The organism is Candidatus Dedyshia acidiphila (assembly GCF_051025295.1).
GTDB lineage: Bacteria > Acidobacteriota > Terriglobia > Terriglobales > Acidobacteriaceae > KBS-83.
The window spans coordinates 81,562-98,666 of the sequence record NZ_JBMGJV010000013.1 but is presented as its reverse complement, the minus strand read 5'-3'; the positions used below and the strand labels follow the sequence as shown (position 1 = coordinate 98,666).

10 protein-coding genes and 1 tRNA gene are annotated in these 17,105 nt (G+C 60.2%); 5 read left to right on the top strand and 6 right to left on the bottom strand.

Features of this window, described 5'->3' with window-relative positions; all coding sequences use genetic code 11:
* The coding region (locus AC5IJH_RS07740; protein ID WP_491902237.1) for a glycosyltransferase at window positions 1–509 on the top strand (509 nt) is incomplete at its 5' end.
* A gap of 14 nt (window positions 510–523) precedes the next feature.
* Window positions 524–2,722, top strand: coding sequence for an amylo-alpha-1,6-glucosidase (locus tag AC5IJH_RS07735; RefSeq protein ID WP_491902236.1), 2,199 nt, complete (start codon window positions 524–526; stop codon window positions 2,720–2,722).
* 25 nt (window positions 2,723–2,747) lie between these two features.
* Here AC5IJH_RS07735 and AC5IJH_RS07730 read toward each other — a convergent pair whose 3' ends face one another.
* Together AC5IJH_RS07730 and AC5IJH_RS07725 are read right to left on the bottom strand one after the other, a co-directional pair.
* Entirely contained in the window at window positions 2,748–4,682 is a 1,935-nt protein-coding gene (locus tag AC5IJH_RS07730; RefSeq protein ID WP_491902235.1) for a CocE/NonD family hydrolase, read from the bottom strand.
* 101 nt (window positions 4,683–4,783) lie between these two features.
* A complete protein-coding gene (locus tag AC5IJH_RS07725; protein WP_491902234.1) occupies window positions 4,784–6,568 on the bottom strand; it encodes a serine hydrolase domain-containing protein in 1,785 nt (594 codons plus the stop codon).
* 532 nt (window positions 6,569–7,100) lie between these two features.
* On the opposite strand from AC5IJH_RS07725, the gene AC5IJH_RS07720 reads away from it, so the two are divergent.
* Window positions 7,101–7,943 (top strand): CPBP family intramembrane glutamic endopeptidase, encoded by an 843-nt coding sequence (locus tag AC5IJH_RS07720; RefSeq protein ID WP_491902233.1) that lies wholly within the window; start codon window positions 7,101–7,103, stop codon window positions 7,941–7,943.
* A gap of 32 nt (window positions 7,944–7,975) precedes the next feature.
* Here AC5IJH_RS07720 and AC5IJH_RS07715 read toward each other — a convergent pair whose 3' ends face one another.
* Both AC5IJH_RS07715 and AC5IJH_RS07710 read right to left on the bottom strand, forming a co-directional pair.
* Window positions 7,976–8,848 carry a MurR/RpiR family transcriptional regulator gene (locus tag AC5IJH_RS07715; protein ID WP_491902232.1) on the bottom strand — a complete coding sequence of 291 codons (873 nt, stop codon included), beginning with the start codon at window positions 8,846–8,848 and terminating at the stop codon, window positions 7,976–7,978.
* A gap of 74 nt (window positions 8,849–8,922) precedes the next feature.
* Window positions 8,923–11,094, bottom strand: coding sequence for a S9 family peptidase (locus AC5IJH_RS07710; RefSeq protein ID WP_491902231.1), 2,172 nt, complete (start codon window positions 11,092–11,094; stop codon window positions 8,923–8,925).
* 304 nt (window positions 11,095–11,398) lie between these two features.
* Here AC5IJH_RS07710 and AC5IJH_RS07705 point away from each other — a divergent pair, with 304 nt between their 5' ends.
* Window positions 11,399–12,112: a GNAT family N-acetyltransferase gene (locus AC5IJH_RS07705; protein ID WP_491902230.1), complete on the top strand. Its 714-nt coding sequence runs from the start codon at window positions 11,399–11,401 to the stop codon at window positions 12,110–12,112.
* Window positions 12,109–13,242, top strand: a complete 1,134-nt coding sequence (gene menC, locus AC5IJH_RS07700) for an o-succinylbenzoate synthase (protein WP_491902229.1) — start codon at window positions 12,109–12,111, stop codon at window positions 13,240–13,242. Before AC5IJH_RS07705 ends, menC begins: the two co-directional genes overlap by 4 nt.
* Here menC and AC5IJH_RS07695 read toward each other — a convergent pair.
* Entirely contained in the window at window positions 13,239–16,703 is a 3,465-nt protein-coding gene (locus AC5IJH_RS07695) for a carboxypeptidase-like regulatory domain-containing protein (protein ID WP_491902228.1), read from the bottom strand. The two genes, menC and AC5IJH_RS07695, sit on opposite strands and share 4 nt — an antisense overlap.
* 298 nt (window positions 16,704–17,001) lie before the next feature.
* Window positions 17,002–17,095: transfer RNA gene (locus tag AC5IJH_RS07690), tRNA-Sec, on the bottom strand.
* Window positions 17,096–17,105: the final 10 nt, after the last annotated feature.

Here is a 17,105-nt window from a genome sequence, read left to right as displayed (position 1 = left end):
ATCGCGCGATCGAACTCGCAAAGCGTATGGGAACTCCCTTGAAGATCGCGGCGAAGATTGATGGTGCAGACCGCGAGTACTATGAATCGGAGATCAAGCACCTCATGGATGATCCCCTGATCGAGTTCGTCGGCGAGATCAGCGAACGGGAGAAGTCGGAGTTCCTGGGGAACGCTCGCGCTCTGCTGATGCTGATTGACTGGGAAGAGCCTTTCGGCCTGGTGATGACGGAGGCCATGGCGTGTGGCACTCCAGTGATTGCCTATAACAGCGGCTCTGTTCCTGAGGTCATCGATCACGGGGTCACCGGCTTCATCATTGACAGTATGGACGGAGCCGCCGACGCCGCCATGTGCATTTCCACACTCGACCGGCGTCTCATCCGGCGTGTATTCGAAGAGCGCTTCAGCGCTCGCCGGATGGCCGCCGATTACCTGAAGCTCTTCTCGACTATCCTTGACCGCAAGCCGAGCTTCGCTTCCGGCGAATCCCTCTCATCGACCACCTAACCGCGGAGAGACTATTGGCATCCCCCCATCAGGTGAAGGACGACCACCTTAAGGACGTCATCGAAGTTGGCAGCCAGTTTTATATTCGTGCGGATTCGTCGCTTGCCGCCGGCCGCACGCTGGTCCTGTTGCACAACGACACATTTGCTGTGTTTGATCGGTATGGAGAAATTCTCCCGATTGGATCGGGAGAGCAGGGCCTCTTCCACAATGAGACTCGGCACCTCTCCCGATTCGAGATGCGGATCTGTGGACACAAGCCTCTGCTGCTGAGCTCCGGAACGCGCGAAGACAACGTGATGCTTGGCGTGGACCTTACCAATCCAAACCTCACGCTGCCCTCGGGTGAGGAGTTGATGCGCGGCACGGTGCATCTCTACCGGGCGCAGTTCCTGGCCGAGGGCACTTGTTTCGATCGCATCAAGGTGCACAACTTTGGAGACGTCGCTGTCGATGTGGACCTCACCTTCCATCTTGAGGCCGATTTCGCGGACATCTTCGAGGTTCGCGGACAGAAGCGCGAGCATCGCGGGAAGATACTCCCGGAGGAGATCGAGCCCGGCGGAATTGTGCTTTCGTATCAGGGACTGGACGGCGTCATTCGTCGTACACACATTCGCTGCGTCGGGGTGCCGAGCACGTCGGAGCGCGGGTCCATCCGTGTTGATATCAAGCTGGAACCTCAACAGGAAACCGAGTTCTCGATGGAGGTGATCTGCCAGCGTGATGCTTCGGCGGTACCCACGGTCGGGTTCGATGAGGCGTTGCTGCGTGTTCAGAAGGAATTGCAGGATGCCTCTGTTGCAGCCGTGGACATCTACACGTCCAACGAGCAGTTCAATGACTGGCTGAATCGGTCACGTGCAGATCTGAACATGCTGATCGCGCATACAGAGCATGGCCCGTACCCCTATGCCGGTGTGCCCTGGTTCAGCACCGTCTTCGGTCGGGACGGCATTATCACCGCACTCGAGCTGCTGTGGATGTCACCCGATGTCGCGAAGGGTGTTCTGTCGTACCTCGCGGCAACGCAGGCTACCAGCTTCGATCCGGAGCGTGATGCGGAACCGGGCAAGATCCTGCATGAGATGCGCAAGGGCGAGATGGCTCGACTGCGCGAGGTGCCGTTCGGGATGTACTACGGCAGCGTCGATTCCACGCCGCTGTTCGTGATGCTCGCCGCAGCCTACTACCATCGCACCGCAGACAGTGAGTTCTTGCGCAGCATCTGGCCAAACATCCTTGCGGCGCTCGATTGGATCGACCGCTGTGGTGACAGCGACGGTGACGGATTCGTGGAGTATGCGCGAAAGACCGACTCCGGCCTGCTGCAGCAGGGTTGGAAGGATTCGCAGGATTCCGTTTTTCATCACGACGGCACGCTCGCGACCGGTCCCATCGCGCTCTGCGAGGTGCAGGGATATGTTTTTTCCGCCAAGCGTGGCATCGCACAGGTGGCTAAGGACCTGGGACATTCCGATCTGTCGACCCAGCTGGATAAACAGGCGCGAGAGCTGCGCAAGAAGTTCTCTGAGGCGTTCTGGTGCGATGAACTGGGCATGTTTGCGCTGGCGCTGGATGGCGAAAAACGCCAATGCCGTGTGCGCAGCTCAAATGCCGGGCAGTGCCTGTTTTCCGGTATTGCCTCCTCTGCACAGACTACGCGCACATTGGAGTCGCTTGTTTCGCCGCAGTTCTCTACCGGCTGGGGACTGCGCACCATTGCGACGGATGAGCGCCGTTACAATCCGATGTCCTATCACAATGGATCGGTGTGGCCGCACGATAACGCGTTGATGGCGCTCGGCACGAGAGACACCCGCGAAAAGCGTGTCGCCGTAGAAATTCTCAGCGGACTTTTGGATCTCTCGCTGTTTGTCGATTTGCATCGCCTGCCGGAGCTGATCTGCGGATTTGATCGGCGGCCAGGCAAGGGCCCCACGCTCTACCCGGTGGCGTGCTCACCCCAGGCGTGGGCCGCCGGCTCGGTATTCATGGCATTGCAGGCTTGCCTCGGCCTTGACGTGGATGCCAAGAACTCGCGAGTGACCAGCACTTACGCGGCGCTCCCCGAAAGCCTGCAGTGGGTCGAAATCAAGAATCTGATGATCGGTTCTTCGCGATTGGACCTACGATTTGAGCGCTACGCTGACTCCGTGGGTGTGAACATCCTGCGCCGGACGGGCTCGGTCGAGATCGTCGCAAAGAAGTGATCGCGATATCTCTAGACCGTTCCCCTCATGGCGCGACCGGCAAAGTCAGGTGCGACGGCATCGAACCCGAGCAATAGACACGCTGACGGGCGGCGACATAGTCCGCCGCCTTTGCCTGATAGATGCTGGGTACAAAGGTCTGCGGGTTGCGATCGATCACTGGAAACCAGGTGGATTGCACCTGCACCATGACGCGATGTCCCTTCAGGAAGACATGGTCATGGTCGCGCAGGGGAACGGGCCAGCGTTCCGGCTTGTCGGGTGTGAGCCCTTGCGCATGCTCGAAGCTGTGGAGATAACGTCCACGGCGCACCTCCATCGCGATCGGCAGCTCATAGCCATTCATTGAGTCTGCGTAAGAGCCCTCCGCCGTGCCCTCCGCGGCAGGCTGTCCCGACTGCGGATAGACGTCGATCAGTTTCACGATGAAGTCAGAGTCTGTGCCCGATGTGGAGGCGTAGAGTTCGGCAGCAATCGTTCCCGTGACGGTGAGATCTTGATCGAGTGGTGTGCTCACGAAGCTGAGCACATCCGGCCGGTGATCCACAAAACGCTGGTCAGCCGCCTGCCACGTGCGCCAGTCAGGAAGCGGGTAGGTTGGCGAGATAGGCCGTTGCCGATATGGCACCGGATTTGCCTGGTCGGACGTGTACTCGCGGTACTCGCTCGCGCCTCCCTGGGGCGGATCGAAGGAGAGCGTTCCGTCAGCATGGAAGTAAAGATTGGTCGGCTTGCTTTCCTTGGGCGGCCACGACACGTAGGTGTGCCAGGTGTTTGAGCCCGTCTGGAAGGTGGTCGCCTGCCACGTGGGTTTCTGGCCCTCTCCGTGCAGGTAGTAGCGGAAGAACGGCGCTTCGATTGTCTGCCGGAATTCGAGCGAGGTTTTGTGCCCACCGAAGGGCACGATGCCGATGTGGTCTCCCTCCGGCATTGCCCACTCTCCGTGAAACCACGGTCCGGCGACTATCAGGTTGGTATGTTCAGGATCCTGTTCGCCTGCGTGACGGAAGATCTGCCAAGGTCCCCACGGATCCTCTTGATCCCAGAACCCGGCGACGTTCAAGTTCGGCACGGTCGAGCTGTGCAACTGGTTCACCCAGGCCTCCTTCTTCCAGAAGGAGTCGTAATCCGGATGTGCCATCACCTCATTCCAGAACGGAATGGTGCCATGCAGATATTTCGCATTGGCGTTTGTGAGCGGACCCAGTCTCAGATACCAATCGTAGGTGTCGTACGTATCGAAGTCGAAGTCGGTGTTTTTGTTCTTGTCGGCCTGCTCCAACACGGAGTATTCGAATGCATAGCTTTCACGCAGTGCGCCGTACCGATGCATGTCATCGTTCATCCACTGATCGACAGGCGAAGCCTGCTCGCTGATGGCCTTTAGCGCGGGATGCGGATGGAGCAAGGTCAGCCCTGCCGTGAGTCCGCTGTATGAAATGCCAAAAACCCCAACCTTGCCGGTGTTGTTCGGCAGGTTTTTCACCAGCCAGTCGATCGTGTCGTAAGCGTCGTTCGTCTCATTTGGCTGGTTCGGGTTCTTCGGATCGTATTGCGATGTCAGCTGGAATACGCCCTCGGACTTGAAACGTCCCCGCAGATTCTGCTCGACGAAGATGTACCCGTCGCCTGCGAGCTCCTTCCACGCTGTGGGAACCCAATCGGCGCCGTTCTTCGCAGCCGCTTCGTCGAACTCGCTCTGACTGGGAATGCCGTAGGGTGTTCTGGTGAGGAGAATCGGCAAGGGGCCGGTCTGGCCCCTTCTGCGGATGATGACGGTTTGCAGATGCACACCATCGCGCATCGGGATCATCACTTCTTCCACAGAGTATTGGCTCTGCTGCTTAGTCGAGGGCGTGGATGCAGCGGGAGCCTGCGCACAGGCCGCTGCAGTAAAGCAGGGCACCACGGCGAGCAAGCCGCCGAGCAGACACGGTCCGTTTGCTCGTGTCCAGATCATCCAGCATTTTGAGATCATCGTCATAGGTGTGGAATGAATCTAGCGTAAAACTGGCGGAAGCACATTGGCTCCCGCCAGTTCATCGGTTATGGTTCGCTCACCTAATATCTAAGGCTGAAGTTCAGCAGGTGCCAATGCAGCAGCATCCATGAGAACGAGATAGCCGCAAGGGCGATCGCAACATTGCCGGCGCGGGACAGCCACCATTCATTCCGGACACGCCACAGCTCCACGACCGCATACAGAATCACCAGCGTCCCCAGCGACCCAAGCCAGCCGATCATCTGCAGCACCCGGAGCGCTGGATCCATGCTTGAGGCGAGCAGCGGCTCTCCGCCGGAGCTACTCATAATCAACGCCCATCCCAGCAAGTAGCAGACCTCCAGCAGCAACACCAGCCGTATTACCACGCGCAGGAGGTGCTCTCGTCTTGTCAGAACCAGGGGGCGCTGATAGTGACGGCGCACCCAAACCGAGAGTGGCCACCAGAGCAATGCGAGTACGGCAACCGCGACGATGAGTCCGAGCAGGAAGTAGTTGAACCCCTTCGAGTCAGTCAGAGATGCCTTCGTGAAGACCATAAACGGGAAGTCCATGGACAGGACTAATCGGTTCTCGGCATCTCGCGTGAAACCTACCTTGTCCTGGCCGTTCTTCTCGCGGTAGAGCAGGGGCGCAATTTCGACAAACGTCTTTGGCAGCTGGTCCGGGTTTTTGAGCTCGTCTACGGTGATGCTGCCGTCCTGCTTGGGAGTGACCTTCATGTTCGAAAGGAAGGTAAGGAAGCTGAAAATCGTGGTCACGGGTCGGCGGCTGGTAGTGTACTCGCCGCTGACCAGCTCCGCATCTTTCGCCGCATTCGGTTGCGCCGCGGCCGCCGAGGCCTGGTAGGGGAAATATCGGTTCAGGAAAGCATTGAAGACCTCTGTCCGCGAGCTGACCTCGCCACGGCCGGAGCTATTCAACGAGATGAAGAATCCGAGATTCTGGTCGGGAATGAGGTGCAGGTCACTATGGAAGTACTGCGTATCTCCGGCGTGGCCGATGATGCGATGTCCGTTGCGCGTCTCCTCGTAAAAACCGAGCGCCATATGTGGCAGGGCCGGATCGACAGCGAACTGTGGAGAATGCATCAGCTCTGTCGTGGCTGTGCTCAGAATCCGGGCGCCGTTATATTCACCGCCCTGCAGGTGCGCCATCATGAAGTGCGCCATGTCTGGCGCAGACACAGTGGAACTGCCAGCGGGCTCGGCCGAGATCGTCTCGAACAGCTTGGCATCCCCGGAGCCCAAGGCGTAGCCAGGGGACATCCATGGTTGCAATGCAGCAGGCAAGGGCTGCCGAAAGCTTGAGTGCGTCATGCCGAGCGGCGCAAAGACATTGCGCTCCACGTAGTCATCGAAAGGCATGCCGGAGACACGCCCCACGATGTAGCCAGCTAGTGTGGCTCCGTAATTCGAGTAGGCCGGTGTCACCCCTGGCGGATAGACGCGCTTTGGCATGTGATCCACCAGGTACTCGCGGATCGGGATGGGCTTGCCACCCGGCGTGATCAGATCTTTCATGGCCTCCTCAAACCCGGGCGTATGGGTCATGAGGTTCCACATCGTGATCGGCTGCGGATAAGTCGCCGGGATCTTAAAGTCCAGGTATTGGTTGATATCGGCGTGGAGGTCGATCTTGCCCGCCTGCACCAGTTGCATCACCGCAGTCCAGGTGAAGAGCTTCGATACGGATCCGGGCCGGAAGAGTGTCTCCGGCGTGACCGGAGTCTGCTTCTTCACATCCGCGTAGCCGTAGCCGTTCTGGTAGAAGACTTTACCGTCCTTAACGACGATCACGACCGCTCCGGCTATGTCCTCGCGCTTGAGGGCGGGCGGAACCATGCCATCCAGAAATGCCCCGAGGTCCTCCGGAGTCAACGCATGTTGCGAAGAACCTGATTGCGGCAAGGGCGACGATGGACTGGGTGTGGCAGGGGGAGAGAGCGGGTGAGTGTGCGGTGCCTGCGCCTGCGAAGCGCCGCAGAGTACCCCTACCAAAACAACCAACTTCGACAGCACGCGAAGGGACCGTTCTCCAGTCAAGCCAGTTCTCCATCCAGGGGGTCTGTAGGCGAAAGCAGCCTGCAATGCAACATACGTTGCAAGTCTAATTCAGATGGCGACAGTCTCTGCCGATCGAATGCCGCTGTCAAGCGGGAGGTCCACGCCAGGCCGACGCTCATCCTCACGAAACATGCGGGCTCGGTGATGATCTATAGCTGCTGGGCACCGTTGCCCGTGGGGTGCATGATTAGATCTTCCGAAGGCAATCCGAATTGCCGGTCACCGCGAGAGAATCAGCGTGCAACATGTGTTGCGAGCGCGTACTCTGCCGTCTATGCATGGCAGGCTTTCTCCACTTCTAACGTTCATCGTGCTAGTTGCGGCTCTGAGCAGCGCTCCGTATGTACTCATCGTGCACGCGCACTCACTCAGCGTTGGAAGCGGACTGATCGTTGGTCTGCTGATGTGGATGCCCGCACTGGCAGCTTTTGCCACGTGCCTGCTGCTTGGAATCGATCTCGCCGATCTTGGCTGGCGGTGGCCCTCCCGCCCGAACGCGCTGGCCTATCTTCTGCCACTCTTCTACGCTCTACCGGTGTATGTGGCGTGCTGGCTGGCAGTGCCACACTCGTCAGGCGTCTCAGACTTCGTGGCCGCGGCGGCACGCTCCTATGGCTTCCCGCAGATGCCGAACACCTCTGCCGTCCTGGCGCTCGCTACTCTGGCCACCATCGGCGTGGTCCGCACGCTGGCTTCTGCCTTAGGTGAGGAGATCGGCTGGCGAGGCTTTCTGCTGCCGCGGCTTGTGCAGCGGTTCGGCTTTGCCGGCGGATGCCTCATGAGCGGCTGCATCTGGGCGGTGTGGCACTATCCTGCGCTGTTGCTGGCCGACTATAACTCCGGAACCCCAAAGCTGTACGCGCTCGCTTGCTTCACTGCCATGGTGATCGCAATGGCCTTTGTAATGGGCTGGTTCCGTCTTCAGTCCGGCAGCCTGTGGCCCTGCGCCATTCTGCACGCCAGTCACAACCTGTTTGTGCAGGCTGTCTTCGACCCTATGACGCGGCCTGTCGGCAGAGCGCTTTACATCACCACTGAATTCGGCTTTGGACTCGCGATCACCGTCGCGGTCACGGCCGTACTGCTGGTCGTCAGGTGGCCTGTTCGGTACGCGAGCGACGCGGTGCAACCGCAGGCCGTGCCCGCGCGCTAGCTGCTACTCGCCTGGTGGACCGTCGCCGGAGCTTATTCGGATTCGAACCAGCGGAAGCCGGTGCGTTGTTCCTGTGCAGCCTCGCGAAGGAAGCTCAGGCTGGCCTCGCGGTTGTAGTTGGCGCATGCGACCAGCAGGGTGTTCACCAGTGCAGTGGGGGCGACGTAGGAGTCGATGAAGGAACTGCTCTCGACCGGCGCAACGAAGTATTCGTTGGAGAGACGAGCGATCGGCGAGAGATGCGTGCCGGTGATGCCGAGTGTATAGGCGCCGTTTTTGCGGGCTCGTTGCATGCCTTCGACTGTTTGGCGTAAGCCGCGACGAAAGCTGATCGCGATCACCAGATCGCCCTTCCCAATCGCGCGCGTGATGTGGAGGCTGCGACCGGGTGTGGTGGCCTCCAAAACCGGCAGCCCAATGATCGCGAGGTGGTGTTCGAAGTACTGCACCAGCGTCTGAGCCAGATCACCGCCCAGCAGGAGAATGCGCTTTGCCGAATGTATGCGGCGTGCCACGGCTGCCAGCCGGTCCGCATCGAGCGTTGCACGCACCGCGTTCAGATTCTTGATGTCCTGCTGGATCATCGCATCCAGGTAATCCGGGATACTGGCCTTGGAGTTCTGCTCCATCCCTTCGAGTGACGTGGCATTTGCAATCGAAAGATCGTGCAGGTAGTTCTGGAAAGCCCGATAGTTCTCAAACCCCATCCGCTGCACCACACGCACCATGGTGGCGGGATCGGTTTGCAGCCGGGCAGCTGCGGCTCGCACGCTCAGCAGCACAAACTCGCGCGGATTCTCGATGACCGGCCGGATGAGCTCGCGCCGCCTTGGCGTGAGTTCCTTCATGCGGACGTTGACGGGAACCGGCGAAGCGTCCTTCTTTCTGCCAGAGCTGCCGTTCATACTGACGCAGCATCATTCAGCATTGGTCACACTGTCAACGAAGGAAGGGGCGCCGGCAGTCGACGAGTTCTGCTTTACTGCTGCGCTCCTGGGCTCGCGGCCCCTCCCAGGTGTTCCAAAAAGAAGTCCGCGGTTCGCTGATAGCCGTCGAGAAAATGTCGGTAGAGCAGGAATCCGTGAATCTCATCCGGATAGACCACCTGCTGGAACGGGACGTGGTGTTCGCGCAGGCGCTGCACCACATCGACCATCTGATTGAACGGCACGTTGCGGTCGTCATCGCCCTGGATCAGCAGTACCGGCGACTTCCAGTGTTCGATCGCAGCATCGGGTGAGGACTCCCATGCCAGCTTGAGGGCGGCCTGGTAGTCCGGAGCGCTCGCCGCACCCGGCAGGTCATCGACCAAAATCGTGCTCCAGTCGTGCACGCCGTGGAAGTCGACTCCGGCTGCGAATAGATCGGAGTTCCGTGCCAGAGCCAGCGCAGTGAGCAACCCGCCATACGAGCCGCCCCAGATCCCAATGCGCTTCGCATCCACACCAGGCAAGGTCTGCAGATAATGCGCTCCGGCGAGCACGTCGTTGTATTCGGACGAGCCCCGCCAACCCGCATGCGCCGCCTCGCGGAAGTCGTGCCCATACATCACGCCCAAACGGTAATTCACTGACAGGACAGTGAAGCCTTGACTGGCGAGATACTGATTCATCGCGTAGGCGAAGTGGTAATAATCCATGTAGTGGAAGCCAAGCATCATCTGCCGTGGCGGACCACCGTGAACAAAAGTCAATGCAGGCCCGGGCTTCGAGCCCTCCCGTGGCGTGAACAGCTGACCGTGAATCGATAGCCCGTCATCGCTCTTGAAGAGAACGGACTTCGGAATAACAAGCTGCGTCTCCGGGAAGTCCTTTGGCAATTGTGCGGACGTCAGCGCGGTACGCTCACCATTCTGCACTCGATAGACGAGTGCTGGTGTGGTTGCGCTCGATCCCAGACAAAGCACGGCGGACTTATCCGTTGTTTCGAGCGGCGTCCACTCGATTGTGTCGCCATGCGTAAGCGCTTCCGGCTTGCCGCCGGTCGCAGGCACGCGCCAAAGATGGCGTCGGTCGAGATCGTCCTGGTTCGATGAGTAGAGCACGCTGCGTTTGTCGGCGCTGAGTGACACGTCCTCGATCTCGAAGTCGCCGGGCGTCAGCAGGACAGGCGAGCCGCCTTTCTCCGCATCCAGCGAGTAGAGATGGCCCCAGCCATCCTGCTCAGAGTCAAAAACGATGCGGTTGCCGGCTGCGTAGACGAACGATGTTGAATAAAAGTTAGGCAGGGAATCGCGGGAACCCGTGCCGCTACGCCAAAGCTCATGAGCATTCCGAGTATCTGCATCTGCGACCCACACACTCCATAAAGTCGGCCGCGGCGGGATAAGAGGCTGATGGTTCATCCGACCCGGAGTACGCAGGAATGCGAGGTGCTTTCCATCGGGTGACCAGCGCGGCTCCAGGTCGCGGTCGACTGATGGCGCAACGTATGCCATGTCCTTGACGCGTCCAGCGGTCATGCTCGCAACGGCGATAAAGGCATGATCGCCGCGATCGACGGTATATGCGAGCGCGTCGCCGTTGGGCGACCAGACGGGTGCCCCGGGCTCTCCGCGTTCATCGCTCACGCGTGATGGCTCGCCCTGGCCGGACACGGCAGCGACGGTGAGCGTGTGCTTCGCCACCCAGGCGACATACTTCCCATCGGGCGAGATGACAAGGTTCTCGCAACCCTCGTGCGTACAGCCCAGATAGCCCAGGCGTCGTGGCTCGCCACCGATTGCTGGCACGGCCCATATCTGCTGCTTCGGCGCGTCCGGCAAGGAATGAGGATTGGCAGAGGCACCGGCTGCGTTCAGTTCACTCCCACGCACGAACAGCACCGTGCCTCCATCCGGGGTCAGGCGAACCGATGCAATTGGCTGCCCGTCGTCGCCTGCGTAATGCGTGACCTGCCGGGGCACGAAGTCTGGCCCTGCCGCAACCCAGATGTTCCTTTCCCCACGCTGTGTCGACAGCCACGCTACGGTGGACGCGTGCGCTGCGGCCGTAAGCTCTGATGGGAAGGGCGTGTTCAGAACCTGGTCCAGCGTGAACGACGCAGCACCCGCAGGACGAACCAGAAACATCATGGCGGTCGCCAGCAGGCACCATTCAATGATGCCTCGCGACGTGCTCCGGCCAGCGCGAACCTCTTTGCTTCGTGTCATGCGTTCCCCCATTCGGCCCTGCTTTTCCCGTAGGAGGAGTGAACCACAATCTCGGAGCGGCATATACGTGCCAATATCAACATTCGTTGCGGAAAGTCGAAAGTCCGCCCAGTCTCGTCGCTGCGTTCCGCGCTGTCAAGCGTCACTGCATTCGAAGGGCGCGCGAGTTGGGTGGTCAGCGGAGTCAGCGATTGACACTCGAGCTGAAGGTTCCCTAAAGTGACCACGGCGGCAAGTGCAGTCCAGCATTCTGCAACGTTTGTACCAGACGGGTGGCACCCTGGATCACAAGCGCGGAGGACCCATGCAAGTTGCGTCTGGAGGCGTGCTCGTTGGGCCGCTCAGTCAGGGAAAGCATCTCGATGCGGCGGTTGAGCTGCAACGCAGGATCTGGGGCTACACGGACGTGGACGTCGATTCACGTGCCATGCTGGTCATCGCTCAACGATTCGTGGGCCAACTCCTTGGTGCGTTCGACGGCGAGACCCTGATCGGTCTCGCCCTTTCGTTCAGAACGGCGGAACCCGGGCGGCTGCACTCTCATCGACTTGGCGTACTACCGGAGTACCAGAATCGCGGGGTCGGGCGCACCTTGAAGCTGGCCCAGCGGGACGCAGCCCTCGCTGAAGGCGTCGAGATCATCCAATGGACCTTCGACCCGCTGCAATCGCGCAACGCTCACGTCAACCTGGTGCGCCTGGGAGCGCTCGCGCGCACATATCTGCCCAATCTGTATGGCTTCAGCAGCAGTGTGCTCCACGGTGCCCTGCCGACGGATCGGCTGCTAGTGGAGTGGGAGCTGGCCAGTCCCCGCGTAGAGGCCGTCCTGAGCGGGACTGTCTACGTGCCCCGCAACAGCAGTGTTCGAATCGAGCTGCCGATGGTTGAAGAACGGGCAAGCGCGGCTCAACAGTCCAGGATCGCTCATGAATTCCAAACAGCTTTCGCCCAAGGCTACGTGGTGACAGGCTTCGTCAGCGGCGAAGAGCCGGAGTACTACATCCTCGAGGTGCTATGAGAATTCAAGCAATTCACGCCCGCGAAATAGGGATGCGGCTCATCGCGCCTTTCGAAACGAGCTTTGGCGTCACTCACGACCGACGCATCCTTCTCGTCGAGATAATTACAGACGAAGGTTCCGGCTGGGGAGAGGTGACCGCAGCTGAGCAGCCCTTCTATAACGCCGAGACGGTTGATACGGCGTGGCTCGTGCTCCGTGAGTTCCTGAGCCCGCTGGTCATGGGGCGCAGCTTCAGCCATCCGGAAGAGCTGGTGGCGTGGATGGAGCCGGTGCGCGGCCACGAGATGGCGAAGGCCGCCGTCGAAAATGCGGCGTGGCACGCGCATGCGCTCCGGCTTCAATCGCCATTGAGCCAGGTGTTGGGCGGCACACGCGCGTCAATCGAAAGTGGCGTCTCGCTGGGCATTCACAGGGATACGTCCGCTCTGCTTGAGAAGATCGAGCGTGAACTGGCCGCAGGCTATCGGCGTATCAAGCTCAAGATCAAGCCCGGAAGTGATGTGAAGGTGGTCGCTGCTGTGCGGCAGCGGTACCCTTCGATCGCGCTCACGGTGGATGCGAACTCGGCATACACGCTTCAGGATCTGCCCACATTGCAGGCGCTGGATGAGTTCGCGCTCGACTACATCGAGCAGCCACTCGCTTGGAATGAGATCTATCAGCACTCGCTGTTGCAGCCGCAGCTCAAAACAGCGATCTGCCTGGACGAGTGTATCCATGGATTGAGAGACGCGCAGGCCGCCGTCGGGCTCGGCGCCTGCCGCGTGATCAACATCAAGCTCGGGCGCGTCTCGGGGCACACGGAAGCCAAGCGCATCCAGCAGTTCTGCCTGGAAACTAACATTCCGGTCTGGTGCGGCGGTATGCTCGAGTCGGGTGTCGGACGCGCGCACAATATCGCGATGTCCGCCCTGCCGGGATTCACGTTGCCAGGGGACGTCTCGGCCAGTCAGCGCTACTGGGAACGCGATCTGATCACACCCGAGGTGACCGTGCGCCCGGATGGAACCATTCCAGTTCCGCAGGGTGTGGGACTCGGCTTTGACATCGATACAGACTTTCTCGCGCAGCACATGGTGCGCGAGGAAGTCTGGAAGGCTAAGGCTGCGGTCGCCGGGTACGTCTAAAAGCTCAACTTCAGAGCGAGTTGCATGATGCGCGGACTGACTGCTGTCCGATTGATCACGCCGAAGTTGGGCGCATCCTGCGCCAGCACCGGATCCGCGAACTGCGGCGTGTTGAATGTGTTGAAGGTCTCAACGCGGAACTCCGCGTTCGCCTGCTCGTGCCGCAGTGAGAACGGAAACGCTTTGATCAGCGCGAGATCAGTGTTGTTCTGCGCCGGTCCGCGCGCGATCCCCGGGCGCGTGTTGCCGAACCCGGTTGCCAGCCCATCGTCGCCGATTACCGGATAGCTCGTGAAGCAGTTCGCGTCCAGGTAGTTGTTCAGCTTGTGCTTGACAGACCCGGACGTCAGCACCTGGGCATTTGTGCAGTTCGGCGCGAGTTCGGCAAAGTCTCCTTCCGTACCGGAGATGCCGTAGGCGTTGAATGCATTCGTGCTGCTCACATAGAGAAAGTGACCAGCTTGAACCGTGACAACGCCAGCCAGCCGCCAGCCGCCCAACGCTTCGCCTACGCCTGAAGTCGGGCGAAACGGTGTCGGGATCTGGTAGACAAAGTTGGCGATGAAGCGATGTGGTCGGTTGAAATAATCGGAGCCGTAGTTCGTGCGTGGGTGATTCTGATCACCGAGGAGAGCACCGCCGTTCACAACGCCGGTGATGCCGGTGGAAGCAGTGAGCGAGTCGGCCAGATACCGCGACCATGTGTATGCAATCTGATACTGCGAACCGTCCTTGAAGCGCTGCGTCAGGTTCGTCAGCAGTCCGTTGTACCAGGAGGCGCCTGACGACTGGGCCTGCACAAAGGAAGAGGTGGACAGACCCTCGATCGGCACACGGAGCGCCACATTGCTGAGATTGACGTCCGTTTGTCCCCGAATCGGCGTTTCCGGACTGGCCGACAATGCCTGATTGGGGAGCCGTTGAATGGTGAGGTGCTGGCCTCGCGTTCCGAGGTAGCCGACCTCGAGAACTGTCCGCTCCGAGAGCTTGACCTGCGTGTTCAGGTCGTAGTGCTGGATCACTGCGGGCCGAAAGTTCTGCGCATACGTGAACAAACCGAGCGAAGTGGACGGCGAATAGGGAGTGAACTGCGGGAAGCTGCCGCTGAATGGTGCAATGGGAGTGGCAAAGTCAGCGCCGCCATTATCCGGGCCCACCACCTGCCGGATCTCGCCAAAAGGAGGATTGGTCAGCAACTGGAGGTTCGCCTGGCCGGTTGGGGTGGAGTGATACACGCCATAGCCGCCGCGCAGCACGACTCGATCCTGCCCTGGCAGCTGCCATGCAAATCCTACCCGCGGATTGATTGTGTTCTGGCCGATGCCTTGTATTCCAAGCTTGCTCGAAGAGCGAGTTACACCGGCCGGCAGGCTGCCCCGGAAGTTGGACGCCACCACAAAGCCGCGCAGCGAGCCACTGTCTGGCGCATCCGGGTCTGCTCGCCCGATATCGAAGTTTCCCGTGCGTCCCAGCGCGTCGGAAATGCCCCCAATTCGTTCGAAACGGAAGCCGAGGTTCAGCGTCAGGTTGCGGGTGACCTTGTAGTCGTCCTGCGCGTATCCGCTGACGTCCAGTTGGCGGAACTTGCGAGGAAAGAGTGCAGGCAGGTCGACCGATGCATAAATGTTGCTGAATGGCGTGCCGTTCTGCTCCGCGCTTTGCCCCAGCAGCAGGTCGGGATAGGTCCCGAAGATCAGCCCGCCAAGAAAGCGGAAGTTCGCAAGGTTATCCTGCGCCCGGCTAACACTTCCGCCGAAGCGCAGCGCATGCGCGCCGAATGTCCAGGAGACGGTGTCCTGGTAATCAAATGTGTTCTGTGCAAGCAGGACATCCTGTCCGTTGCCGCCCAGCGTCGGTCCGCCCAGCACCTCGATCGCAGGGAGCGTGTCATCAAATGCGGGCACCTGCGCGCCGATCTGCGAGTATGAGAAAGCCTCCTTCTGCAATGTGTAGACCCAGGTGCGGTGAAAGCCGAACTCCGCCTGATTCAGCAGGTTGGGGCGGAAGATATGGTTCTCGAGCAGTGACAGATTCCGGTAGTGATTTGGCGTCTCCTGCGGAAATCCGGGCGCGGTGGCACCCCCCAGGTTGGAAGCCGGGAAGCTCACGAGCTCCTCGCTGTTGGCGAAGAAGAAGCGCGCCTGCCACTGGTCGCGTGCCGACTGATTCCAGTCGGCGTTCGTCATGAACTGATCTTCGTTGAATGTGCAGGGGCTGCTCAGCGTGGTGATTCCCTGGCCCGCAAACGGAAGCGTGGTATCGATGCGCTGCGGTGTCGGAATCAGGTAGTTTCCGTTGGCCAATTTCGCATTGAACAACGCCAGAGCCTGCGGGCTGATGTTCGATCCGTCCGGCAGTACGGTCGAGCCACCCGGCAGACCCAGTTCCTGAGTGAATGTGGGCTGGCCTGCAAACAAGAGGTCCAACGCGCCGGCCGAACGATCATTCGTAAGTGGCGGGGTGTTGAACGAAGTGGAGCATGCTGCGTCGACTCCGTTTTGCTGGCGCGTCGACTGGTAGGACGTGAAAAAGAACAGCTTGTCGCGGCGGATCGGACCGCCAAAGGTAAACCCGGGCTGGTTCTGCCGCAGGACCGGACGCGGCTGTCCCTGCTGCTTCAGGAAGTAGTCGTTCGCATTCAATGCCTCGTTGCGGAAGAACTCCCACACCGATCCGTGAAAGCTGTTCCCGCCCGTCTTGGTCACGATGTCGACGTTGGCGCCAGCATTACGGCCATAGGAGGCGTCGTACTGGCTTGTCTGCACTTTGAATTCCTGGATGGTGTCCGGATTCGGGATCGCCACACCACCGCTGAAGCCGCCGCTGGCCTGCAGATCGTTGATCTGGACGCCGTCCATTTGAAAGTTGTTGTCTGAATTGCTGCTGCCCGCTGCGACGACCGCGCCTGTGCCGCCCCCGCCCCTGCCAAGTTCTCCGGCATTTGTCACATCCGCAGATACGCCGGGCGAGAGGTCGATGATCTGAGTGTAGTTCCGCGTGACCAGCGGCAGGTTCTCCACCATCTGGCTGGTGACAACCTGACCCAGAGTGCTGGATTCGGTCTGCAGCAGTTGGCCCGTGCCCTCGACGCGAACTGTGCCTTGCGCGGGGCCGATCGCCAGCTGTGCATCGATGGTCGTCACTTCTGTGACGTTGACGGAGATGCCGGTCAGCGTTGCCGGGCTGAAGCCTTCCTTTGTGATGGTCAGCTCGTACCGTCCCGGCTCGAGCAGGGGCAACGTGTAGTCACCCTTGGAGGTGGAGGTGACACGGCGCGTTTCGTTGGTAGCCGTGTTCCGCGCCTGCACAGAAGCACCGGGCACGAGTGCCCCGGAGGGATCCCGGACAGCCCCTGAAATGGCGCCACGGCCAGCGATCTGGCCGTGGGCGGGAGCGAGCAGAAGCGAGGTGAGCGCGAGAATCGCGATTCTGTCAGGACGAATGGGCAGGTACCTTGCCATCACACACCTCGGGGTTGCTGGGCTTCGTAGCGCTTTGCAACATTTGTTGAAATCAAATCTGTGGCGTGTCCGGAATTCTCATCGGATGCCCTGCCGATGTCAATCCGAAACACTCTATCTCCAGTGGCACAGGGACAGCGGTGAGCATGGAAACGCCCGGCGAGAGAAGAAGCGTTTGTTGACGTAGTGCTGCACAGGGCAGCCAACGACCCGCGGGCGAGTGGCTTGTGCAATCGCGGAAATGCGCCTGAACGGCGTCGATCAGGATTCCTACAGGGTTCGATCAGGGGTGGGGAATTGGCGGAAGCGCGTGTGAGTCGAACACACCGTTGCCCAAGCGGACGACCGCCGGTTTTGAAGACCGGGAGGATCACCGGATCCCAGGCGCTTCCCCGAGAGAGC